This is a genomic window from Mesorhizobium sp. WSM4850, from assembly GCF_055811735.1.
Window position 1 is genome coordinate 343591 of sequence record NZ_JBVVPV010000001.1, and the last position, 22467, is coordinate 366057.

The window sequence follows — 22467 nt, forward strand, 5'->3', positions numbered from 1 at the left end:
TTGGCAATTTAGGCGAGCGTCGTCCTGGCTGCGAACGGCTATCTGGCCTGGTCGATCTCGGGGATGGGCGTTGGTTGCGGTGTTGCGGGCTCGGGCGGGCTGTTTGTTGCGGTAATTTTTTTGTCGGATTTCGTGGCCGCCGCAGGTGCTGCGGCAGCGGTTGTTGCGGCAGGTGCGGGGCTGGGCGCCGGTGTTGCGAAGGCGTCGCCGACGATGCCGCCGCGAATGATCATCGGGCTTTGCGTGAAATCATGCTTGGGCTTGGGCTGGCTCGGGATCGCAGAAACTTTTTCATAGGTGACATCGGGCACTGGTTCGCCGAGCGCCACGATCGATGGCGTCGAGGAGTTGCCGGCCACCTTCGCCGGTTCAGGCGCACCGAGGCTGACGACGGACGGGGTCGAGGATGGTGCAGCAGGAACAACGAAGGATGAAGCCTGTGCTGTGCCCGCCGCCAGAGTGAGGCCAAGCGCCCCCAGGATACGCACCCAGACCATGATAGCTCCCCTTGCCCAACAAGCCGGCACCATAGCGTCCGGGAATTGAAGCGGGCTTGCCAGGAAAGCTGGCATTTTAGCTATTGGCAATTCGCTTCCGCCCGGACTTGCCCCGTGAACGTCACCGTATTACGCACCGACATCCGTAAGGTCCCGCTTCTGTAAGGTGATGAGAGTGGCTGAGATACTTGCCGCCGGCGAGGCGATGGAGCGGGCGCTGGCGCTGCTCGAAGGCGGCGATGTCGTCGCCATTCCGACCGAAACCGTCTACGGGCTGGCCGCCGATGCCACCTATGGTGTTGGCGTGGCGCGCATCTTCGAGGTCAAGGGCCGGCCGCGCTTCAATCCGTTGATAGCTCATGTCGCCGATCTGGCGATGGCCGATCGCATCGCGCTGTTCGATCCCGTGTCGAAAAGGCTGGCGCAGACATTCTGGCCGGGACCGCTGACGCTGGTGCTGCCGCAGCGGCCCGGCAACGGCATTCATCCGCTGGTCACCGCCGGGCTCGATACGGTCGCGCTGCGCATGCCGAAAGGCTTTGGCGGCCAACTGATCGCCAGGCTCGGACGCCCGCTTGCAGCGCCCAGCGCCAATTCCTCAGGCAGGATCAGCCCAACGACGGCCGAGGCCGTGGCCGCCGATCTCGGTCCAAAAATCAAGCTGGTGGTCGATGGCGGCGCGACGTCGGTCGGGGTCGAATCGACAATCGTGAAGATAGAGGGCGGAAAGCTGCGGCTGCTGCGGCCGGGCGGCATTGCCGCCGAAGAGATCGAAGCGACCGCCGGCATGAAGCTGCTGCGCGGCGCGGCGGGCATCGAGGCGCCGGGCATGCTCGCCTCGCATTACGCGCCGGGTGCTGCAGTGCGGATCAACGCCGCAAAAGTCGCAAAGGGCGAAGCCTTGCTGGCGTTCGGCCCGCGCCGCGCCGAAGGCTGGCAAGGCGCAGCCGCCTTGCGCAACCTGTCAGAGACCGGCGACCTGCGCGAGGCCGCGGCCAACCTCTTTGCCCATATGCAGGATCTCGATCGCAGCGGCGCCAAGACAATCGCCGTCGAGCCGATCCCCTCCGACGGGCTGGGCGAGGCGATCAACGACCGGCTTTCGCGCGCCGCCGCCCCTCGTGACAAGATCGATGGAGCACCATAGTTTCCCATCCATGAACGACATCTCCCGGGATATCGACCCCGCCCTCATCGACCGCTTTGCGGCAATCGTCGGCGATAAATATGCGCTTCGCCACCAGCAGGATATCGCGCCTTACCTCACGGAGAGGCGCGGCCTGTGGCATGGCCGGACGGCGCTGGTGCTGAGGCCCGGCAGCGTCGACGAGGTCAGCCGCATCATGCAGCTGGCGACCGAGACGGGAACGCCGGTCGTGCCGCAAAGCGGCAACACCGGGCTGGTCGGCGCGCAGGTGCCGGATATGTCCGGCCGCGAGATCGTGCTGTCGCTGTCGCGGCTGAACCGCATCCGCGAGATCGACGTCCTGTCCAACACGGTCACCGTCGAGGCCGGAGTCATCCTGCAGACGCTGCAGGAAGCGGCCGATGCCGCCGACCGGCTGTTTCCGCTGTCGCTTGCCGCGCAAGGCTCCTGCCAGATCGGCGGCAATCTCTCTTCCAATGCCGGCGGCACCGGCGTTCTCGCCTATGGCAATGCGCGTGAGCTGTGCCTCGGCGTCGAGGTGGTGCTGCCGACCGGCGAGGTGTTCGACGATCTGCGCAAGCTGAAGAAGGACAACACCGGTTACGATCTAAAAAACCTGTTCATCGGTGCGGAAGGCACGCTCGGCGTCATCACCGCCGCCGTGCTCAAGCTTTTCCCCAAGCCCAAGGGGCGCGAGGTGGCCTTTGCCGGCCTGTCGTCACCTGAGGCGGCACTGTCCCTGTTCAGCCTGGCGATGGATCGCGCCGGTGCGGCACTCACTGCTTTCGAGCTGATCGGCCAGAGGCCTTACGATTTTACGCTTCTGCACGCGCCAGGCGTCGTGCGGCCGCTGTCCGGCGATTGGCTATGGTATGTGCTGATGCAGATCTCTTCGGGTCGCTCGGCGGAGGATGCCAGGGCCCTGATCGAAGAGGTGCTCTCAGCCGGCCTCGAGCAGGAGATCGTCGGCGATGCGGTGATTGCGGCGAGCATCGCGCAGGGCGATGCCTTCTGGAATTTCCGCGAGCTGCTGCCCGAGGCGCAGAAGCCCGAAGGCGCCTCGATCAAGCACGACATCTCTGTGCCGGTGGCGGCCATCCCGCAATTCATCGAAGAGGCGGCCGGCGCCGTTCAATCAGTCAGCCCCGGTGCGCGCGAGGTGTGTTTCGGCCACATGGGCGACGGCAATCTCCACTACAACATCTCCCGGCCGATCGGCGGCGATGACGAAGCATTTCTCGGGCTCTATCACGCCATGAACAAGGCCGTGCACGATGTGGTGCGCAGCCTTCACGGCTCGATCTCGGCCGAGCACGGCATTGGCCAGCTGAAGCGGGCTGAATTGATCGCGACAGCGCCGCCGATGGCGATCGAACTGATGCGCAGGGTGAAGACGGCCTTCGACCCGGCCGGCATCATGAATCCCGGTAAGGTTATCTGATCCTTTCGCCGTCTTGTGAATGGTTGCATTCCGATAACCATCCCCTCGAGATCAGCAAAATTTAACCGACTTTCTTAAGCGCTGCGATAAGAAGCCCGCGCTAATGTTTCCCCACAACGAGGCTGGAAAAACCGGCCCGGAGAACCGGAAGACCGGCTCTCAGGAGAGACAGGAAAGGCACGATATGAACACTGGACTGAAGCCAGTCTGGGCTGGGCGCAATATGCGCCTCGACCCACTCCGCCTGCCGCAGGTGGTGAGCTACGCGACGCGCGACGACTATGGCGACGTTACCTTCACCATCGACCGTCGTGGCGCCGTCATTCGCCGCGTGCTGGAGATGAGCGGCCTGCCGGCGTTCATCGCTCTGCCCGCCAATGCGTTTCGTGGCGTGGCAGCCCGCGCAATGGAGGACCCGGACGGCAATGTCACGGTGACGCTGGAGCTTCTGCACAATGATCCGATGCTGTCGGTGCCGCTGCTGGTGGCCGACGATCTCGAGGATGTCGCCGCCGACTGGCGCGCCTGGGCCGATGCCTACCGTCTGCCGATGCTTCTGATCGAATCCGACGGCATCGCCCGCACCCTGGAGGAATCGCTTGGCGTCGCCATCAAGACATTACCCGCGCAGGACCGTCGCAGGGGTCGGCTTTCGACCATGCGTCGTCCGCGCTTCCTCGCCCGCCGCAGGGCCGGCGCCCTCGGCCTCAGGCTGGTGATCGGCGGCCAGGAGATTATTTCGCGCGACGAATAGAGCGAGCGCTTTCCCTTCTCCCCGAAGGTGGCCGCGAAGCGGCCGGATGAGGGGTGTTCCAGGAAACGCGAACGCCTCATTTGTTCCAACACCCCTCAACCGTCTCGGCGCTACGCGCCGATCCACCTTCTCCTCTCCCACAACGGGCCCACAAGGGGAGATGGAAAAAAGCCGCTACACCAGCGGCTTCAGCGCCACCCACAACGCGCCGCCGATCAGGCCGAGGAAGACCAGCCAGCCGACCTGGTTGTTCGACCTGAACAGAAGCATGCACTGGTCGGGATCGTCGATGTCGAGCACGGTGATCTGCCGCGCCATATGGGCGCCGGCCGCGACCAGCCCGGCCAGCGCCGGCACTGGCGCCTGCGCCGCCGCGAAGGCGATGGCGAAGCATACCAGCGCTCCGCCATAAAACCCGACGAGCCAGGTCTTGGTGTTGTCGCCGAACAGGCGTGCGGTCGAGCGCACGCCGACGATGGCGTCGTCTTCCTTGTCCTGATGCGCATAGATCGTGTCGTAGCCGATCACCCACAGGATCGAGCCGATATAGAGCATGACGGCCGGGCCATCGAGATTGCCGAATTCGACCGCCCATCCCATCAGCGCACCCCAGGAAAAGGCAAGGCCGAGAACCAGTTGCGGCCAATTGGTAAATCGCTTCATGAACGGGTAGATGGCGACGAAGGCGAGCGAACCGATGCCGAGCAGGACGGCAAAGCTGTTGAACTGCAGAAGCACAGCGAGTCCAACCAGTGCCTGGATCGCGAGGAACGCCCAGGCCTGCCGGCGCATGACCTTTCCCGCTGGCAGCGGCCGCGAGCGCGTGCGTTCCACCTGGTTGTCGATGTCCTGGTCGACCAGGTCGTTGTAGGTGCAGCCGGCGCCGCGCATGGCGACGGCGCCGATCAGGAACAGCACGAGATACCATGGCGCCGGCAGCAGCGAGAGCAGGGGATCAGCAGGGCGTGGATGGGCACTCGCGGCAAGGGCTGCCGACCACCAGCACGGCCACAGCAGCAACTGCCAGCCGATCGGCCGGTCCCACCGGGCAAGCTGCGCATAGGGCCAAAGCCAGCGTGGCAGAATGCGGTAGACCCAGTGGCCGCTCGGCGCATCGGCGACGCGGCCCTGGGCTGCTTTCGACTGGATGGGTTCCATCGTGCTGAAGTGGCAGCAGCGGCGAACGGCGTCAAGCGTCAAGCGGGCCGAACCATTCCCCGTTCCCGTGTGGAATTGCGCTCAAAGTCTTCCAAATGTCTTGACCCATCGTACGGGGCGCAATAGCGCAGTCCTGATCGTGGAATGGCAAGGGATCTGGGCATGCGCGTATTGTTGATCGGCTCCGGCGGCCGCGAACATGCCTTGGCCTGGAAGATCGCGGCCTCGCCGCTGCTGACCAAGCTTTACGCGGCGCCCGGCAACCCCGGCATCGGCCGCGAAGCCGAACTGGTGACGCTCGACATTGACGATCATGCGGCGGTGGCCCGGTTCTGCACGGAGAAGAAGGTCGACCTCGTCGTGGTCGGGCCGGAAGGGCCGCTGGTCGCCGGCATTGCCGACGACCTCCGCGCTGAAAACATTCGCGTCTTCGGCCCGTCCAGGGCGGCGGCGCGGCTGGAAGGCTCTAAGGGTTTCACCAAGGATCTTTGCGCGAAATACGACATCCCGACCGCCGCCTATGGCCGTTTCGGCGACCTGGCGTCGGCCAGGGCCTATGTCGAAAAGATGGGCGCGCCGATCGTCATCAAGGCCGACGGCCTCGCCGCCGGCAAGGGCGTTACCGTCGCCATGAATTTGGCCGAGGCGCTGGCAGCGCTCGATGCCTGTTTCGACGGGTCCTTCGGACAGGCCGGCGCGGAGGTGGTGGTCGAGGAGTTTCTCACCGGCGAGGAGGCGAGCTTCTTTTGCCTGTGCGACGGCGCCACCGCGCTGCCGTTCGGCACCGCGCAGGACCACAAGCGCCTCGGTGACGGCGAGGTCGGCCCGAACACCGGCGGCATGGGGGCCTATTCGCCGGCCCCGGTGATGACGCCGGAGATGATCGACCGCACCATGCGCGAGATCGTCGAGCCGACCATGCGCGGCATGGCCGAGCTTGGCGCGCCGTTTTCCGGCGTGCTGTTTGCCGGGCTGATGATATCAGGCGAGGGGCCGAAGCTGATCGAATACAACACCCGCTTCGGCGACCCGGAATGCCAGGTGCTGATGATGCGGCTGAAGGACGATCTGCTGGTCCTGCTCAACGCTGCCGCCGACGGCCAGCTTGCACATACCTCGGTGCGCTGGCGCAACGAGGCGGCGCTCACCGTGGTGATGGCGGCAAGGGGTTACCCCGGCACGCCGGAAAAGGGCTCGGTCATCCAAGGCGTCGAACAGGCCGCGGACGATGGCGTCGAAATCTTTCATGCCGGCACCGCCATCGACAGCGGCGCGCTGGTCGCCAATGGCGGCCGTGTGCTCGGTGTCACGGCGACCGGCGGCACGGTCGGCGAGGCGCAGCGACGAGCCTACGCCGCGGTCGACCGGATCGATTGGCCGCAAGGTTTTTGCCGCCGCGACATCGGCTGGCAGGCCGTTGCCCGCGAGCAGGCGCGCTGACGTACAAGATTAGCGGGGGCAAGATTAGCGGGGGCGGCGATCCAACTCGGTCGACGCAGTGCTGACCGGATCGGTAGGTGCGGCTTCAGCGGCCGATGCGGAGGGCTTTTCCTTTCGCAGCCACCCCAGATAGTCGGCGATCCGGCGCGGAAGACGCAGCGCTGTCCCTACGGCAGGCATTTGCAAGCTGCCGCGGAACTTGGACCAGCCCGCGCCGAACATGGCGACCATTTCGGTGAAGCTCGGCGGTGGCGACACGGTCGCATAGGTAAGGGTGACATTGCCGGCAAGGCCGGCCGCCCGCGAGAGAGGCAGCGGTATCGAGGCGAGGTAATCCGGCTGCGCGTCGATCAGGCCGCCGAACGGCCATTGCGCGCGCAACGCGGCGGCATCCATCGGTGCGACATTGACGTCGATGTCGTTCGGCGTGCCAGCCACCCGATAGGGGCAGCGGAACCGGCCGCAATTGGCTTTTGCCGAAAACTGCCAGAGTGCGTAGCCTTGCCAGTTGCCCATCGGAAAATGCACGCCGATATCGGGCTTGTAGCGCGCATACCAGAGCGGCAGCCGCGACAGCAGCCGATATTTGTACTTGTTGTCGGCGATGTGCTTGGCGGTTTTGCCGTTGGTATAGAGCACTGGAAAACGGCCAATCCGCCGATGCACATGGCGCACGAACTCCTCTGCATCCTCGAGCGACATCCATTTCGTCGGGTCGTCATCCTCGATGTCGAGGGCGAGCAGGTCGTCCGGACCAGGTTTCGCGAAATTGATGAAATTATTGGCCTGTCCCACTGGGTTGCCGGGTCGGGCGAGGTGATAAGCGCCCCATTTCAGGCCGAGCGCCTTGGCCACCACCTTGCGCGTCTGGAACAGTTCCTGTGCTACCGCATGGCGCTTCCACAGCGCCTTGCAGAGCCGCGTCGCGGTCTCGTCGCCGAAACAGAAATACGCTGGCGGCATCCCGTCGGACGCCTTGTTGATGAAGCCGACGATGCGCTTGTCGGTGGCAAGCTCGGTCCAATCGATGGGATTGTATTCGTAGGCGTCGATCACCAGCGCCCGGTCGGTCTTCTTCCAGGGCGCGGAGAAGTCCGAGGCTTGTGCCGGCGCCAACGCCATTGCCGTCGCGGTCGCGACGGCGAGGAGTCCTGGGCGGCGAAGAGGGTGCGCCGGCGGCTTCAAACAGCAGATCCTTGCTGGCCAAAGCCTGATCCTGAACCGCCATGGTTAAGGAAATACTTTCGGCGGCCCGCGGCGACCGCCGCAATTGTGCCGGGGATGGCTTTGCTGGTCATCAACGGAGGGCGAGCGGGTGGAACGGGTCGGGCGCCGGCGCTTGCGGCAGCGTCCCCTCAGCCTGGCGCTTGCGGTGATGGGCCAGCGAGCATTGCGGCGAACACAGGATGCCGCGATCCGACCAATAGGCGGCGCCGTCCTCGATCTTGCCCCGATGGTGCCAAAAACCTGCCGCTCGATAGGGCAGGCCGCACTCGATGCAGAGATAAGCGTCAGGTCTGGCGAGCACGGGCGGTCCGATCCGGTATTCTTGAGCTGTCGCCGGTCGACTTGTCCGGCTTTTTGCCGATTTTAGCGTGAACAGTTCCAATTGCAAAATCTGCGTGACAAAATTTGACGTTTACGTAAAAAGAAGGCGGGAGAGGCGACCCAAAAGCGAATGGTTTTGTGTCGGCACGGATATCAAGTTTCCCTGCAGGACGGAGGAGGAGCGGCATGTACCGGGCACCAGTCGAGGAAATCGCCTTCACGCTGAAGCATGTGGCCGGCCTGAAGCCGGCGCTTGACGCCGGCACCTTTGGCGACCTTGGCGAAGACCTCGTCGACGCCATTCTGGCGGAAGCCGGCCGCTTTGCCGGCGAAGAGGTCGCGCCGCTCTACAAGATCGGCGATGAACAAGGCGCGGTGCTGAGCGGCGCGGCCGTCACCATGCCGCTCGGCTGGAAGGAACTTTATCGCCGCTGGATCGACGGCGGCTGGAACGCGCTGTCCGCGCCGGAGGAATTCGGCGGCCAGGCGCTGCCGACCATGCTGGGCGTCGCCGCGCTCGAAATGTGGAACTCCGCCGCCATGGCCTTCGGTATCGGCCCGACGCTGACCATGGGCGCGGTCGAAGCGCTCGACAAGCATGCTTCACCGGCGCTGAAGGCCAAATACCTGGAAAAGCTCGTCTCGGGCGAATGGACGGGCACGATGAACCTGACCGAGCCGCAGGCGGGTTCGGATCTGAATGCCTTGCGCGCCCGCGCCGAGCCGGCCGGCGACGGCACCTACCGCATCTTCGGCCAGAAGATTTTCATCACCTATGGCGAGCACGATCTTACCGACAACATCATCCACCTGGTGCTGGCGCGGCTGCCGGACGCGCCGGCCGGCACGCGCGGCCTTTCGCTGTTCCTGGTGCCGAAATTCCTTGTCGGCGACGATGGCGCGCTCGGCGCACGCAACGACGTCTTTTGCTCCGGGCTGGAGCACAAATTGGGCATCCACGCCTCGCCGACCTGCACCATGATCTATGGCGACGGTTTCGAAGGGACCGCCCCCGGCGCGATCGGCTGGCTGATTGGCGAGGAAAACAAGGGCCTCGCCTGCATGTTCACCATGATGAACAATGCGCGGCTCGCCGTCGGGATGCAGGGTGTTGCGGTCGCCGAAACGGCCACGCAGAAGGCGCTCGCCTACGCCAATGGACGCCGGCAAGGCAAAGCCGCGAGCTATGATGGCAGCGGCATGGCGCCGATCGTCCATCACCCCGACGTGCAGCGCAATCTTCTGACCATGAAGGCGCTGACCCAGATTGCGCGCGCCATCAGCTATTGCTGCGCGCACGCCATTGACCACGCGCGCGTATCCGTCGGCGATGAAGCCATCCATTGGCAGGAGCGCGCCAATCTGCTGACGCCGCTGGCCAAGGCCTTTTCCACCGATGTAGGCGTCGAGGTCGCCTCGCTCGGGCTGCAGGTTCATGGCGGCATGGGATACATCGAGGAGACCGGTGCGGCAGCACTTTATCGCGACGCGCGCATCGCGCCGATCTACGAAGGCACCAACGGCATCCAGGCGATAGACCTGGTGGCGCGCAAGCTGCCGCTTGGCGGCGGCGAGCATGTGCATGGCTACATCGCCGAGCTGAAAGCCGTCGCCAATCAAGCGCGGACCTCGAACCTTCAAGGTTTTGGCCGCACCGCCGATGGCCTCGACCAGGCGCTCGACGATCTCAGCCAGGCGACGCGCTTCCTGCAAGGGCTGCTCGCAGACGGCCGCTCGGACGCGGCGCTGGCCGGCGCGACGCCGTATCTGCGGCTGATCTCGCTGGCGGCGGGCGGCGCCTATCTGGCGCGCGGCGCGCTTGCCGACCAAAGCCGCATCGCCCTTTGCCGCTTCTTCGCCGAAAACCAGCTTGGCGAGGTGGGCGCGCTGAAGGAGCGCGTCGTTGGCGGCGCCGACAGCCTTGCCGCTGCCGGCCAGACACTGATTTCTGCCTGACAGCCACCAGGTTGACGTTTCACAAAGCCCGGCGTCTCACAAAGGATCATCCGTGACAGACCATATCCTCGTCGAGCGCCAGGGCGCCATCCAGATCATCCGCATCAACCGTCCGGACAAGAAGAACGCCTTGACACGGGCCATGTATGCGAAAATGTCCAAAGCCCTTGCCGAGGGCGACGCCGATCCGGCGATCCGCGTCCATGTCTTCCTCGGTGTTCCAGGCGCCTTCTCATCCGGCAACGACCTTGCCGATTTCATGGTCGTCGCCACCGGCGGCGACGGCGGCGCCGAAGTCTGGGATTTCCTGATGGCGCTGGCCAGGGCGGAAAAACCGATGATCTCCGGCGTCGACGGCATTGCGGTCGGCATCGGCACAACGCTCAACCTGCATTGCGACCTGACCTTCGCCACGCCGCGCACACTATTCCGCACGCCGTTCGTCGATCTCGGCCTGGTCCCGGAGGCGGGGTCGAGCCTGCTTGCGCCGCAGATTCTCGGCCGGCAAGGCGCCTTCGCGCTGCTTGGCCTCGGCGAAGGCTTTTCGGCCGAGCGGGCGAAAGCGGCCGGGCTGATCTACGCGGTGGTCGAGGAGAACGAGCTCGAATCCGCCGTGCTTGCCGCTGCCGGGCAGATCGCGGCCAAGCCGCCGCAAGCGCTGAAGATCGCGCGTGACCTGATGCGCGGTTCGCGTGAAGACCTCGTTGCCCGCATCGGCCAGGAAAGTGAGCATTTTCGGGCGCGGCTCACATCCGACGAGGCTCGCGCCGCCTTGATGGCCTTCATGACCAGGAAGAAGGGCTAGCTGGCGCTCCTAGAGTCTAGCATATGTCATGCACATGCATTACATTGTCTGCTGGCGAAGGAGATTGCCATGCCGTCGAACGCACTGGTCCAGACCCGAATTGACGCTGAGGTGAAGGAACGCGCCACGGCGGTTCTGGAAAACATGGGGCTCACGGTTTCCGATGCCGTCCGCATCTTGTTGACGCGCACCGCGAATGAGGGCGCCTTGCCGCTCGAACTCGTCAGCAACAGTGACGCCCACGATGCCTGGTTCCGGGCGAAAGTTCTGCAGGCGATCGAGGATACCCGGCCGGACGTTGAAGACGCCGACGCCGAAACCCATTTTGCTGGACGGCGGGCGGCAGCGCTTCGCAAGGCGGAGGCAGGTGAGTCTTGAGGCTGGTCTGGGCGCGGTTTGCGCTCTCCGATCGCGACGACATCTTCACGTATATCGAAGCCGAAAACCCCAGAGCCGCCGTTCACGTCGACCAGCAGATCGTTTTTGCGACTCACCGTCTCATCGACTTTCCGGAAAGCGGGCGACCCGGCCGGATCGCCGGCACGCGCGAACTTGTCGTCGCGCGCACGCCCTACATCGCCGCTTATGCCGTAGTGGCCGACCGGTTCGCATCCTCCGCATCCTGCATGGCGCCCAGATGTGGCCGGACGAAATAGCGACGGAGTAGTCTCCCTTGAAGATCAGGAACGCGCCAGCGGACGATCATTTCCGCGACTTGACGTATTTTCCGACAACAGCGGCTACATCACGGTCACTGGCAAAGTCGCCGCGCCCGACGTCGGCCAATCCGGCTTCTATCTCGGCGAGTTGCCATTCCTCACGGGCCACGAAGTCCTCGATAGCCTGCGCGGCCACATAGGAGCGCGAGCGGTCGAGCTTTTCGGCAAGCTGGTCAAGCCTCTTGCGGTTTCGTCCGGGACACGCACGGTAAAAGCCGTCATAGAAAGAACCTTTCATGTTGGTTCACTATGACTATTGGTAAACCAAGGTGGTTCGGCAAGATTGCCCTAGGCTCCTTGGTGAAGCTGCTTAAGGGCCAGCCGCTCAGGGATAAAGCCTTGTCTTGTCCCAGCCGCCCTCAGCGCTGCGCGAGAAGACAATACGGTCGTGCAGCCGGAAAGGCCGGTCGTGCCAGAACTCGATCGTCTGCGGCACGATGCGGAAGCCTGACCAGTGTTTCGGCCGTGGGATCTCGCCGATCGCATGGCGCGCCGTGTATTCGGCAACGGCCTTTTCCAGTGCGAAGCGGCTCTCCAGCGGCCGCGACTGTTTCGACGCCCATGCCCCGATGCGGCTGCCGCGCGGACGTGTCGCGTAATACGCGTCCGCTTCCGCCTCGGTAACGATCTCCACCGGCCCCCGTGCACGCACCTGCCGGCGCAGCGATTTCCAGTGAAAGCACATCGCCGCCTTCATGCTGCCAAGAATCTCGCGGCCTTTGGCGCTCTCGAAATTCGTGTAGAACACAAATCCGCTTTCATCGAACCCCTTGAGCAGTACCATCCGCACATTCGGCATGCCCTCGGCATCGACGGTCGCCAGCGCCACGCCGTTGGGATCGTTGATCTCACTCTTCGTCGCGTCGTCAAGCCATGCGGCAAACAGGCGGAATGGCTCCGCAGCCTCGGCAAAGTCACCGCTTGTTAACTCAGTTTCGCTCATAGTTTTTCCAAATTTTATTGCCGGCCGGGGGAGATTGCCGATTGTCGCGCATCGCGCAACTTTTTGACAGCAGGCAATGGCGCCTTATTGCTTCCGCCAGCGCGCAAATTGCGGTCAAGGCCGCCGCGATCGTGCTGGTCGCCTTGCCGCTTGCCGCTTGCGGTGCTGGCGGCTTCAGTTTGGAGCAGGCGGAGGTCGACCGTACGATCCTCACCAGCAGCACGCCTGCCTCTGCCATGCCGATCGACCAGGATCGCGCCTCGGACCAGGCGACGATCCGCAACGCGGTGTCTTCAGCCGATATCCAGGAACTTGCCGGTCAGGCCGTTCCCTGGGCGAATTCCGATACCGGTTCGCGCGGCTCGATCACCGAACTGGCGGAGTCCAGGGACAACGGCCAGCTTTGCCGCCGCTTCACCGCCTCACGCGAAAGCTTCGACGGCGTCGCCCTGTTCAAGGGCGAGGTGTGCCTGGCCGGCGCCGGCGCCTGGCAGATGCAGGACTTCAAGGCGCTCTGATTTTCCGCCATCATATGACCGTAAGCTACTGGAATTTCTTCCTATGCGAGCGCATATAGATGGCAATCATGGACTCACTCCTTCTCCAGGGCAGGAAGCATGCGCGACCCCTATGAGGTGCTGGGCGTTGCCAAGAACGCATCGGCCAAGGATATAAAATCGGCGTACCGCAAACTCGCCAAGGAGTATCATCCGGACCAGAATCCGGATCCCAAGGCGAAGGAGCGGTTTGCCGCCGCCAACCAGGCTTACGAGATCGTTGGCGACGAGAAGAACCGGGCGGCTTTCGATCGCGGCGAGATCGATGCCGAGGGCAAGCCGCGCTTTCAAGGCTTCGAGGGCGCCGCCGGCAGCGCCGATCCGTTCGCCGGTTTTCGCCGGCAGCAAGGGCCGGGCGGCTCGCGTTTCGAGTTTCGCTCAGGCCGACCGAGCGGCGATCCGTTCGACGGCAGCAGCGACATTTTCAGCCAGATTTTCGGCGAGACCTTCTCTCGCGGCGCCGGCATGGGCGCCGGCCCGCAGGCGCCGTCCGGCGCCGACCTGAACGTGACGCTCGACATTACCATCGAAGAAGCGGCGACTGCCGAGAAGGTAACGGCGATGTTCCCCGACGGGCGCAAGGTCGCCGTCAAGCTGCCAGCCTATGTCGAGGACGGCCAGACCATCCGGCTGAAAGGCCAGGGCGAGCAAGGGCCGGGGCAACCGGGCGATGCGCTGGTCAAGATCCGCTTCCGGCGGCATCCGCGCTACCGTGTCGAAGGCCGCGACCTTCACGCCGACCTGCCGGTTGCGCTGGCGGATGCCGTGCTGGGTGCCAAGGTGGCGGTCGAAACGCCGACAGGCAAGGTTGCAGTCAATATTCCCGCCTGGTCGAGCTCGGACAAGGTCCTGCGGCTGAAGGGCAGGGGCCTGCCGGAAAAAGTCGGCGGTCACGGTGATCTCTACGCGCATGTGCGGCTGATGCTGCCTGAGGGTGGCGACAGCGATCTCGAAGCGTTGATGCGCAACCGCAAACGCTAGCCTGGCGCGTCAAAGCCGCGCTACGCCGCAAACGCTCCTGTCTCTCACCTGTCCGTTTTGACCGACTGCAGGGCTCAGCCACATTCCGCGACATCGCTCGATGGCCTCCCGGAACATGTCCGGCTCGCGCCAGGCAGGTGAGTCGCTTGTCGCCGGAGCGTTTTCTTATGCGTGGGCGGAATAAACCCGCGGCCGCCCCGTTTCCAACCCGTTGGTCGACTAGCGAAATTGCCCGTCAAACAAATAGCAACGAAGGAGCGCGTCGGATTTGCTGGGTCATGCGTTATCGAGTTTGGAAAGTGCGTTCGGAGAAATCCGGGCTATGTATCGAAACGACAGGCTCAGCAGGGTTTTCGCGCTGATACTAATATGCCTGAATATCTTCGTCATCACCGTTCCATTCGCGATCGAGGCGCTTCGATCAGCCGGAATTTCACGCTACGACCTGCCTGCGCGTCTTAACATCAGCAGGGATGGATCGCTGCCCGAGATGTTCAACTACGGGCAGGCCGCGCTTTGCGCCCTGTTTCTGTTCGGCATCTGGCTTCGAACCAGGGAGCATATGTTTCTTGCCTGGTCGCTGATTTTCGGTTTTGTCACGCTCGACGACGCCGCCCGTTTCCATGAGCGGGGCGGCCTGCTGCTGGCAGCGACATTCGACCTCGTCTCGCTGCCGGGCATGCGGGCTCGCGACACCGGGGAAATCATCACCTGGTCGGTGGTCGCGCTCGGCCTGCTGGCGCCGCTGCTGTGGTCATTCTGGCAAAGCAGACCGAGGCAACAAGCCCTCGGATCGGTGTTTTTGCTGCTGTTCGCGTGTCTTGTGGGCTTTGCCGTGGCGGTGGACATGCTGCACTTCCTGACTGGCTCGAAGCTCGTTGGCTACGCGGAAGACAGCGGCGAGATGCTGTCGATTGCCGTCGCCTGTTGCGGTGCGTTCATCCTCTATCGCGGGCTGGGGCGTTATGCGGATCTTCAGGCATTGGATCCGAGCCTGCCGTTCTCGAAGCGGACATAACCGAATTGCTGAAACGGCCGCGCGAACAGAAGGAATAAGTTTGGCTCCGAGCCGTTACCTCCCGGGGACCAACCCTGGAGGAGCCAATGCGGTCGTTTCCGCCCGTTCCAACGCGCAGGTTCTGGCGTCGTTCAGGACACCAGGAGGTGAAGCCGAAGCCTGGTATGCCGGCGAAACCTTGCCGCTGGCGCGCCCTTCACCTCGCCCTGCCACTGATGGTCTTCCTGTGCGGCGCTTCGCCAGCGGCCAACGCGGTCGTGCCGGGCACCGACGCCAATGTCGTCACAGCAATCGACGTCTCGGACTCGATCGGCCGATATGAGGAATGGCTCCAGCAGGCCGGGCTCGTGCGGGCGCTCGTCCACCCCGACTTCCTGCGCGCCGCCACCGCCGGCCCGCGGCGTCGGATCGGGTTCGCCGTCTTCACATGGTCAAGCGATGGCAAGTTCGACCTGTTGGTGCCCTGGACCGTCATCGACTCGGCCGAGGACGCCGCGCGCGTGTCTCAGGCGCTCGCTTCGGTGACGCTCATCGACCGAACCCATTACGGAGGCGGCGATATGGAGCAAGACGGCAACGCTGATCCCGCAGCGATGCACGATCGTCTGACAGACATGTCGGAGGCGATCGCCCTTGCTTCGCTCCTGTTGGCGTCATCGCCGCACGCGACGGAGCGCGCGGTCATGAACATCTGCGCCAACGGAACCGACAATTTCGAGGGCGGAACAGAATCCTCGCGAGACGCGGCGCTGGCGCAAGGCTTCACGATCAACGGATTGGTCCTGAGGCAGGATGCAGAACTTGCGCAATACTTCCGCTCCAGCGTGATCGGCGGTCCCGGAGCGTTCGCCATGGACATCTCGGATGCGAAAGACGCCGGTGAATTCATGACGAGAAAACTTGTTCGCGACCTGTTGGCGTCCGCGCCGGCAGATGCGCCTCGTTTTCGGATCGAGTGACCGCTTGGATGCACAACTACTCTTGCAGAACTGCGGCATGTCATGGCGTGGCGTCTCTTCGTCAATTCTCGCTTGAGCACGCCACAAGCGCTTCGCCCAGCAATCGACACTCGAGGTCGGAAGGTCAGCCGGCTGGGCACTGTCCGTTTTGAGCGCTTGAAGGGGCTCTGTGCCTGTGCGATAGCCACTTCACGAAGCAGCAAATCTTGCGGAGAGCGCTCACATGGCGGGTGGACAAGGCATTATGGCCGGCAAGCGCGGGCTTGTCCTGGGCGTCGCGAACAATCGGTCGATCGCCTATGGCATCGCCAAGGCCTGCGTCGACCATGGCGCCGAGATCGCGCTGACCTATCAGGGCGAGGCGTTCAAGAAGCGCGTCGAGCCGCTGGCGGCGGAACTCAACGCCCATGTCGCCGGCCATTGCGATGTGACCGATCCGACAACGCTCGATGCGGTATTCGACGACATCGCCAAGCGTTGGGGCAAGCTCGATTTCCTCGTCCACGCCATCGCCTTTTCCGACAAGGACGAGCTGACAGGCCGCTATGTCGAGACGACGCGCGACAATTTCCTGCGCACGATGGACATCTCGGTGTTTTCCTTCACCACCATCGCCAAGCGCGCCGAGGCGCTGATGACCGATGGCGGCTCGCTGCTGACGTTGACTTATTACGGTGCGGAAAAAGTGATGCCGCACTACAACGTCATGGGTGTTGCCAAGGCAGCGCTCGAAGCCAGCGTGCGCTATCTGGCCGTCGACCTCGGCGCCAAGAAAATCCGCGTCAACGCCATCTCCGCCGGTCCGATCAAGACGCTGGCAGCCTCCGGCGTCGGCGATTTTCGCTACATCCTGAAGTGGAACGAATACAATTCGCCGCTAAAGCAGACGGTGACGCAAGAGGAGGTCGGCGATTCAGCGGTCTATTTCCTTTCAAACCTTTCACGCGGCGTCACCGGCGAGGTCCACCATGTCGATTCCGGCTACCATGTCGTCGGCATGAAGGCGGTCGACGCGCCTGATATTTCGACCGTCAAGGAATAGGCCCGCCTCGAATACCCTCTCGCCTGTTCTCGACCGCTCTCCGGATGACCTGATGTATCCGCTCGTCTACATCGCGCGCCATGGCCAGACGGTGTGGAACGCCGAGTCCCGGCTGCAAGGACAGGCCGACACCGATCTCAACCCGCTCGGCCGCGAGCAGGCGACCGGCAATGGCCATCGGCTGGCGGAACTCGTTCAAAACCCCGAAGATTTCGATTTTGTCGCCAGCCCGATGCGGCGAACGCGTGAGACCATGGAACGCATTCGCATGGCGATGGGGCTCGATCCCCAGGCTTACCGCACCGATCCCCGCCTTGTCGAAATGAGTTTCGGCGACTGGCAGGGTTTCACCTTTCCCGAACTCGAGGCCCGGCATCTCGGCTCGGCCAGGGAGAGGCGCCTCGACAAGTGGAATTTCCTGCCGCCCGGCGAGGGCGCCGAAAGCTATCAAATGCTGCTCGAACGGGTAAAGCCGTGGTTCGACGCGCTGGACCGCCGGACAGTCTGCGTGACGCATGGCGGCGTCGTGCGCGTCCTGTTCCGCATGGTGCTGGGAATGCCCGAGAAAGAAGCCGCAAGGCTGAATGTGCCGCACGATCGGTTGCTCAGGCTGGAGGGCCGACGCCTGGAGTGGCTCTAATGCACGTCGCCCAAAAGCATGCCCACGGGCCCGCCCTTCTACTGGCCCAACGATCTCAATGCCGCTGCCTCGTCTTCCCGTGACAGAGGCTCATGCGCTCCGGTTGCCGCGAGATAGGAATCGAGCGCTTCCGAAGACGAGGCCGGTGCATATCCGCCATCGCGCGCGGGCGCAACGACGGCAAAATTCACCGCCCAACCATGATCCGAGTGGCACGCCACGGATATGACGGTCGAGCGGTTGGCAGAATCGATTTCGAATTCGCGGCACAAGGAACCGGTTCCATCGCGAAACGTGGCTACGGCACGGATCCTGTCGGTGGAGCCTGCCAGCACGGCTTCTTCGCCGGACGCCACCTGTCCGAGCGGCTCTGAAAGAGGGCTGTCCTGCCCTGCCACCTCAAGTCCATGCGGCTGGTTTTGGCTGGCAAACCCAAAAAAATATCCGCCGAACCCAAAAACGACTGCAACCAGCGAAGCAGCCAGCGGCATGATCCAGGATGCCTGGGGGCGCCGCATCGCCTGATTGTCCCTCGCCCTGAAGGCAACGACACGCGCGGCCTCGCTGGCGTGCGATGGAACGCTGCGCCGCTCGGCCTCGTCGATCATTCGCTGCACCGACTGGCTGAGTCGGTCGGGAACGGGTTCATCGAGAACCGGCATCAGTGCCTCTTTGACCTGAATGCGGGTTTCCAGGAACAGGGCGACCCGGCTGGCGATATCCGGCTGCATGGCTTTCTCGATGGCTGCGGCAGTCGCGTCGTCAAGTTCGCCGTCTGCAAAGGCCATGAGCGTTTCGTCAGCAAACTCGCGTCTGATCATTTCTGTTCTCGCCCTTCATGACCGGTGAACGTGGCAAGCCGGGATTTATTCCGACTGCCTCGGCGAGATTTTTTCTGGCGCGCGCCAGCCGGCTCATCACCGTTCCGATCGGTATGTCGAGAACGCCGGCCGCCTCCCTGTAGGAAAGGTCCTCGACGCAGACCAGGAGAATGATTTCGCGCTGATCGTCCGGCAGATCGGTGATCGCCTGGGCAACGCTGTTCAGGGTAAAACGTGCTTCGACATCTCGCTCGCCACAGGCGCCGACAAGGTCCTGCCGTTGCTCGATGTCCTCCTGCGGCCCGGCCGTGCGCTGCCTTCTGATGTGGTCGATCCACAAATTTCGCAGGATCCGGAACAACCACGCATCAAAACGGGTTCCAGGTTCAAAGCGCTCGGTGTTGGCAAGCGCGCGTTCGCAAGCCGCTTGCACCAGATCGTCCGCAAGATCGCGGGAACGGCAAAGGGAAATCGCAAAACGGCGCAGGTTCGGAAGAAATGCAACAAGCTGCTTTCCGAATTGATCAGTCTCAATCACGTCGAAGTTTCCGGTTTCATGAGGACCAGGCGAAGTCGGCCGCCTCCGCACGCATTCGGGGTGGGTCGGTATCTTCATATGGCAGCATATGACCACGGCGGCTAAACCAGCGTGGGAGTCCGGCTAGATTTCGGAAAGGCCAGGATTAGACTATGGCAAGCATCAGGTTAGAGCTTGGTGAGAGAACTGCCTATTTCCTGAAAACGAAGGTGACCCGCTGGCTTCAAGCCGATATCACGTAGCCGAAGCCCCGCACGGTTCTTATGAGCGGCTTTTCGTCCACGCTTTCGATCTTGCTGCGAAGGTAGCGGATGTAGACATCGACCACCTTCGTTTCCGGGTCGAAGCTCAGATCCCAAACATTGTTGAGCAGCCGGGTTCTGCTGATCACAGCGCCGGAGTGCGACATCAGATACGCGAGAAGCCTGAATTCCTTGGCCGTAAGGCTGATCTCGCGTTCGCCGCGCCAGACCTTCTTTCCGACCGGATCAAGCGCCAGATCGCCAACCCTGAGGACTGGGTCCGTGCCTGTGCTGGAGCCGCGGCGAAGCAGCGCCTCCATGCGCGCGATCAGCTCGTCGAAGGCGAAAGGTTTGGTCAGGTAGTCGTCGGCGCCCCCCTTCAGCCCTTCGACCTTGTCCTGCAGGCTGTCTCTGGCCGTGAGCATCAGGACAAGATGCTGGTGCTGCTCGCGCCGCAACATGCGACATACTTCGAGGCCGTCGATTCCTGGAAGCATTCGGTCGAGAACGATCAGCGCATATGGCGTCTCCCGCACCATCGCCAGCGCATCCCCGCCACTGTCGGTAACGTCGACAACGTAACCCTCGGCTTCGAGCCCTCGCTTGATGAAGCCGACGATGCGATCGTCGTCCTCTACCAGCAGAATCCTTGACATTTACACCACCTTCTCCCCGGGTCGTATTGCGGGGAGTGAGAGAATTCCCCGCCTCGCGGTGGGCGTGGTCATTCCGCCAAGCTCCCGCCTCAACAATCGTAGTCCAGGAAACGAAGGAGGTCGTTCTTTATTCCGAGCCGGTTTTTGCACGCAGCCTCTTTTTCAGAACGACTACGGCGGCACCTGCGTTCGCATCCGCAGACGCGGTTGCGTCAGCGTGTGGAAGCCGGACCACGACCTCAGTAAAAGACCCGACCTCGCTCGTGAGCGCAATCTCGCCACGATGCTTTTCGATGAGCCATTTCGCGATCGCCAGACCGAGGCCACTGCCAAGTTGGCGCGACGCCCTTGGGCTTCGGCCACGGTAAAATCGCTCGAACACCTTGGGTATTTCCTCGGCTGGAATGCCCAAACCCTTGTCGCGTATCGCAATCTCCGCATGCCCGTCCACAACGGTCATATTCAAGTTCACCGAGCGATCGCGCGGAGAATATTTTATGGCATTGTCCAGAATTATCACGAGAGCCTGTTTGAGACGTTGCGCGTCGGCAGTGATCCAGACCGGACGGGTGCTGTAGGCCGCCTTGATCGAGATGCCCTTGGCGCGCCCCAGGATTTCGCCCTCGTGGACCGCATCGGCGACGATGCTCACGAGGTCCGTTCGGCGAGGCTCGAAACGGATTGTATCGGTTTCCGAACGAGACAGAAAAACGAGGTCGTCGACGAGGCGTCCCATCTCCAGGCTCTGAGTGACAATCCGTTCGAGCGCATCGCGGTACACTGCCTCTGGCTTTGAACCATGGCGCAGCGGAATTTCCGCTTCACCGCGAAGCGCCGTAAGTGGAGTGCGCAGTTCATGGCTGATGTCGGCGAGGAACTGGACGCGCAACCGGTCGAGCTCCGTCAGCCGTTGGTTGGCCGCGGCAAGCTCTGCCGTCCGTGTGGCAACTTGCTGCTCGAGTTCTGCTTTGGCATTGAGCAGCCGGTCGCGCTGGTCTTGCTGATGCGTGGCCATTTCGTTGAACCGCCTGGCGAGCGCACCAAGTTCGTCGCGGCCATCAAAGGCGATCCGGTGGTCGAGATCACCACGACTGATCGCCTCTGTGCCTTCCGTCAGCAGGCTGATCGGGCGCATCAATGATCGGGCGAGAAGGAAAGCAGCGACAAAGCAGAGAACCACGGCAGCCAACGCAAGCGCGGCCGTCATCCAGGTCAGGCGTCGCCACAGTGCTTCTGCCTGCAGCTCGGTTCGCACGACCTCTTCCTCTTCGTCGCGCCGCGCGGCTTCCAGGATGTTTTCGAACTCGGCATCGAAACGATTCTCGATGTCCCGGCGAAAAACGCTGACCGCGTCCTCCTGGCGCCCCTGGTTGCGAAGATTGATTGCGTCAGAGGTGGCTTTGGCGATTTCTCCGTAGAGCGTGCGCATCCGCGTGACGCGGAAGATCTCGTCACCGCCGTCCTCCTGTTCGCTGCTGCCCCCGAGAAACTCGGCTTCTCCCCTGGTCAGTTCCGCGAGCTTTTCGAAGCCTGCCTCAAGCTCGGCGCGGGCGCTCTCGTAGTCGGGACGCTCCGGTTCGCCAATTAACAGGAACTCGGCGATCAGCTCGGAATATCGGTTGGCGTTCACCGTAAGTGCGGTGACGGCTTCGAGCTGGTTGTTGGCCCATTGCACGCGCTGCGTGTAGTAGGTTGTCGAGCGAATGGTGATGTAGACGATAGCCGCCATAATCACGACTGCCCCCACGACAATGAGCTGAAATACAAGAATGCGAGACCTGATGCCCATCGGTGTCCATCGGCGTTGAGAACCCGAAACCGATCGGATTCAAGAATACCCCCCTTCGCGGCAGAGAAGGCCACCGTGCAGGATGGCTCGCGCAGATCGGCGCAACATTTCCGCGACGCCGTTTCAGCACGGAGCAACCATAGAGGACCCGCTATTAAGGATACGAGAGATTCAGGTTAGAAATTGGTGAGAATGCAGTCCTGCCGTCCGAATTTAGCGGCTTGCCCCCGTGAGAGGCTAAGTCCAGCCGAACGCCGCAAGCCGAGGCGAGACTGGCTTGCCGGGTTTGATCGGGCGCGGAGTTGAAGACCGTCGCGGATGATTTGGGAGTCACTTACGAAACCGCTAGGAATCACCTGAAAGCCGTCTTCGTCAAAACCGAGACCCATCGCAGCCGGAACTGGTCGCGTTGCTCGCGAGAATAGCCAGCACCGCCCAGACTGAATGAGTCTATTCGGTTGAATCGCTATCCGGCAATTGCATGTCGGTGATGATGTTCTCGCCGTTTGTCTCGTCGTAGGCGATCACGATGTCCATGCCGGGTTTCAGCGCTTCGAGATCGGTTTCGGCGTTCAGCTTGTAGGATTTGCCGTCGTCGAGTGTCAGCGTCAACGTCTCCTTGTCGATCTCTTTGATCAGGCCTTCGGTCTGGCCGGCAAAGGCGGCGGTGGAAATCAGCAACATGGCGGCAACGGCGCCGATCGGGATACGCATCATCGTCCTCTTATCATTGCGCCGGCACAGTGGCGGCGGGTGTTCAACAGACGGTGTTCAACAGACGGGTGGAGGGAAGCAGAAACCAACCGAATGTGTCAA

23 protein-coding genes and 2 pseudogenes are annotated in these 22467 nt (G+C 62.9%); 14 read left to right on the forward strand and 11 right to left on the reverse strand.

Annotation, left to right across the window (positions count from 1 at the left end):
* Window positions 1-38: 38 nt before the first annotated feature.
* Window positions 39-497 carry a hypothetical protein gene (locus tag AC0L2Z_RS01600; RefSeq protein ID WP_023799373.1) on the reverse strand — a complete coding sequence of 153 codons (459 nt, stop codon included), beginning with the start codon at window positions 495-497 and terminating at the stop codon, window positions 39-41.
* 175 nt (window positions 498-672) lie between these two features.
* On the opposite strand from AC0L2Z_RS01600, the gene AC0L2Z_RS01605 reads away from it, so the two are divergent.
* From AC0L2Z_RS01605 to AC0L2Z_RS01615, 3 genes are all read left to right on the forward strand, one after another.
* Window positions 673-1644: an L-threonylcarbamoyladenylate synthase gene (locus AC0L2Z_RS01605; protein ID WP_473626395.1), complete on the forward strand. Its 972-nt coding sequence runs from the start codon at window positions 673-675 to the stop codon at window positions 1642-1644.
* Window positions 1645-1654: 10 nt separating this feature from the next.
* Window positions 1655-3085 (forward strand): FAD-binding oxidoreductase, encoded by a 1431-nt coding sequence (locus tag AC0L2Z_RS01610; RefSeq protein WP_473626396.1) that lies wholly within the window; start codon window positions 1655-1657, stop codon window positions 3083-3085.
* Between the two features lie 184 nt (window positions 3086-3269).
* A complete protein-coding gene (locus AC0L2Z_RS01615; protein ID WP_287225984.1) occupies window positions 3270-3839 on the forward strand; it encodes a DUF6101 family protein in 570 nt (189 codons plus the stop codon).
* 174 nt (window positions 3840-4013) lie between these two features.
* Here AC0L2Z_RS01615 and ubiA read toward each other — a convergent pair whose 3' ends face one another.
* The gene (gene ubiA / locus AC0L2Z_RS01620) at window positions 4014-4997 is read right to left on the reverse strand and encodes a 4-hydroxybenzoate octaprenyltransferase (protein ID WP_287226443.1); all 984 of its coding nucleotides are present in this window, start codon (window positions 4995-4997) and stop codon (window positions 4014-4016) included.
* A gap of 162 nt (window positions 4998-5159) precedes the next feature.
* Between ubiA and purD the strand changes: the two genes are divergently transcribed.
* A complete protein-coding gene (gene purD / locus AC0L2Z_RS01625) occupies window positions 5160-6437 on the forward strand; it encodes a phosphoribosylamine--glycine ligase (RefSeq protein WP_287225983.1) in 1278 nt (425 codons plus the stop codon).
* A gap of 24 nt (window positions 6438-6461) precedes the next feature.
* Here the strand turns inward: purD and AC0L2Z_RS01630 are convergent, their stop codons facing one another.
* Both AC0L2Z_RS01630 and AC0L2Z_RS01635 read right to left on the reverse strand, forming a co-directional pair.
* Window positions 6462-7559, reverse strand: a complete 1098-nt coding sequence (locus AC0L2Z_RS01630; RefSeq protein ID WP_473474955.1) for a glycoside hydrolase family 25 protein — start codon at window positions 7557-7559, stop codon at window positions 6462-6464.
* A 175-nt stretch (window positions 7560-7734) separates the two neighbouring features.
* Window positions 7735-7965 (reverse strand): hypothetical protein, encoded by a 231-nt coding sequence (locus AC0L2Z_RS01635; RefSeq protein WP_473626398.1) that lies wholly within the window; start codon window positions 7963-7965, stop codon window positions 7735-7737.
* A 206-nt stretch (window positions 7966-8171) separates the two neighbouring features.
* Here AC0L2Z_RS01635 and AC0L2Z_RS01640 point away from each other — a divergent pair, with 206 nt between their 5' ends.
* From AC0L2Z_RS01640 to AC0L2Z_RS01655, 4 genes and pseudogenes are all read left to right on the forward strand, one after another.
* Window positions 8172-9941 (forward strand): acyl-CoA dehydrogenase, encoded by a 1770-nt coding sequence (locus AC0L2Z_RS01640; protein WP_473626399.1) that lies wholly within the window; start codon window positions 8172-8174, stop codon window positions 9939-9941.
* A gap of 52 nt (window positions 9942-9993) precedes the next feature.
* Window positions 9994-10746 carry a crotonase/enoyl-CoA hydratase family protein gene (locus AC0L2Z_RS01645; protein WP_287225976.1) on the forward strand — a complete coding sequence of 251 codons (753 nt, stop codon included), beginning with the start codon at window positions 9994-9996 and terminating at the stop codon, window positions 10744-10746.
* A 69-nt stretch (window positions 10747-10815) separates the two neighbouring features.
* Complete coding sequence (locus AC0L2Z_RS01650) at window positions 10816-11124, forward strand: type II toxin-antitoxin system RelB/DinJ family antitoxin (protein WP_128167692.1); 309 nt, start codon at window positions 10816-10818, stop codon at window positions 11122-11124.
* Window positions 11121-11413, forward strand: a pseudogene (locus AC0L2Z_RS01655) (type II toxin-antitoxin system RelE/ParE family toxin). The gene AC0L2Z_RS01650 and the pseudogene AC0L2Z_RS01655 overlap by 4 nt, the downstream one beginning before the upstream one ends.
* Before the next feature lie 35 nt (window positions 11414-11448).
* On the opposite strand, the pseudogene AC0L2Z_RS01660 reads toward AC0L2Z_RS01655, so the two are convergent.
* A pseudogene (locus AC0L2Z_RS01660) lies at window positions 11449-11687 on the reverse strand (CopG family ribbon-helix-helix protein).
* 103 nt (window positions 11688-11790) lie between these two features.
* Window positions 11791-12408: a pyridoxamine 5'-phosphate oxidase gene (pdxH, locus tag AC0L2Z_RS01665; protein WP_419696235.1), complete on the reverse strand. Its 618-nt coding sequence runs from the start codon at window positions 12406-12408 to the stop codon at window positions 11791-11793.
* Between the two features lie 41 nt (window positions 12409-12449).
* Between pdxH and AC0L2Z_RS01670 the strand changes: the two genes are divergently transcribed.
* The 6 genes from AC0L2Z_RS01670 (at window position 12450) to AC0L2Z_RS01695 (ending at window position 17605) form a co-directional block, all read left to right on the forward strand.
* Window positions 12450-12926, forward strand: a complete 477-nt coding sequence (locus AC0L2Z_RS01670; protein ID WP_128167688.1) for an RT0821/Lpp0805 family surface protein — start codon at window positions 12450-12452, stop codon at window positions 12924-12926.
* A 99-nt stretch (window positions 12927-13025) separates the two neighbouring features.
* Window positions 13026-13946, forward strand: a complete 921-nt coding sequence (locus AC0L2Z_RS01675; RefSeq protein ID WP_287172062.1) for a DnaJ C-terminal domain-containing protein — start codon at window positions 13026-13028, stop codon at window positions 13944-13946.
* Window positions 13947-14508: 562 nt separating this feature from the next.
* Window positions 14509-14964, forward strand: a complete 456-nt coding sequence (locus tag AC0L2Z_RS01680) for a hypothetical protein (RefSeq protein WP_287225971.1) — start codon at window positions 14509-14511, stop codon at window positions 14962-14964.
* Window positions 14965-15179: 215 nt separating this feature from the next.
* Entirely contained in the window at window positions 15180-15923 is a 744-nt protein-coding gene (locus tag AC0L2Z_RS01685) for a DUF1194 domain-containing protein (protein ID WP_473626619.1), read from the forward strand.
* 223 nt (window positions 15924-16146) lie between these two features.
* The gene (gene fabI / locus AC0L2Z_RS01690) at window positions 16147-16965 is read left to right on the forward strand and encodes an enoyl-ACP reductase FabI (protein ID WP_473626400.1); all 819 of its coding nucleotides are present in this window, start codon (window positions 16147-16149) and stop codon (window positions 16963-16965) included.
* A gap of 52 nt (window positions 16966-17017) precedes the next feature.
* Window positions 17018-17605, forward strand: a complete 588-nt coding sequence (locus AC0L2Z_RS01695; RefSeq protein WP_128172028.1) for a histidine phosphatase family protein — start codon at window positions 17018-17020, stop codon at window positions 17603-17605.
* Window positions 17606-17643: 38 nt separating this feature from the next.
* On the opposite strand, the gene AC0L2Z_RS01700 is transcribed toward AC0L2Z_RS01695, so the two are convergent.
* From AC0L2Z_RS01700 to AC0L2Z_RS01720, 5 genes are all read right to left on the reverse strand, one after another.
* Entirely contained in the window at window positions 17644-18426 is a 783-nt protein-coding gene (locus tag AC0L2Z_RS01700) for an anti-sigma factor family protein (RefSeq protein ID WP_473626401.1), read from the reverse strand.
* Window positions 18404-18964 carry an RNA polymerase sigma factor gene (locus AC0L2Z_RS01705; protein WP_473626402.1) on the reverse strand — a complete coding sequence of 187 codons (561 nt, stop codon included), beginning with the start codon at window positions 18962-18964 and terminating at the stop codon, window positions 18404-18406. The genes AC0L2Z_RS01700 and AC0L2Z_RS01705 overlap by 23 nt, the downstream gene beginning before the upstream one ends.
* Before the next feature lie 223 nt (window positions 18965-19187).
* Window positions 19188-19862 carry a response regulator transcription factor gene (locus AC0L2Z_RS01710; RefSeq protein WP_128245613.1) on the reverse strand — a complete coding sequence of 225 codons (675 nt, stop codon included), beginning with the start codon at window positions 19860-19862 and terminating at the stop codon, window positions 19188-19190.
* A 127-nt stretch (window positions 19863-19989) separates the two neighbouring features.
* Window positions 19990-21591, reverse strand: coding sequence for a sensor histidine kinase (locus AC0L2Z_RS01715; protein ID WP_473626404.1), 1602 nt, complete (start codon window positions 21589-21591; stop codon window positions 19990-19992).
* A 510-nt stretch (window positions 21592-22101) separates the two neighbouring features.
* Window positions 22102-22365, reverse strand: coding sequence for a DUF1344 domain-containing protein (locus AC0L2Z_RS01720; protein WP_031254973.1), 264 nt, complete (start codon window positions 22363-22365; stop codon window positions 22102-22104).
* Window positions 22366-22467 lie beyond the last annotated feature (102 nt).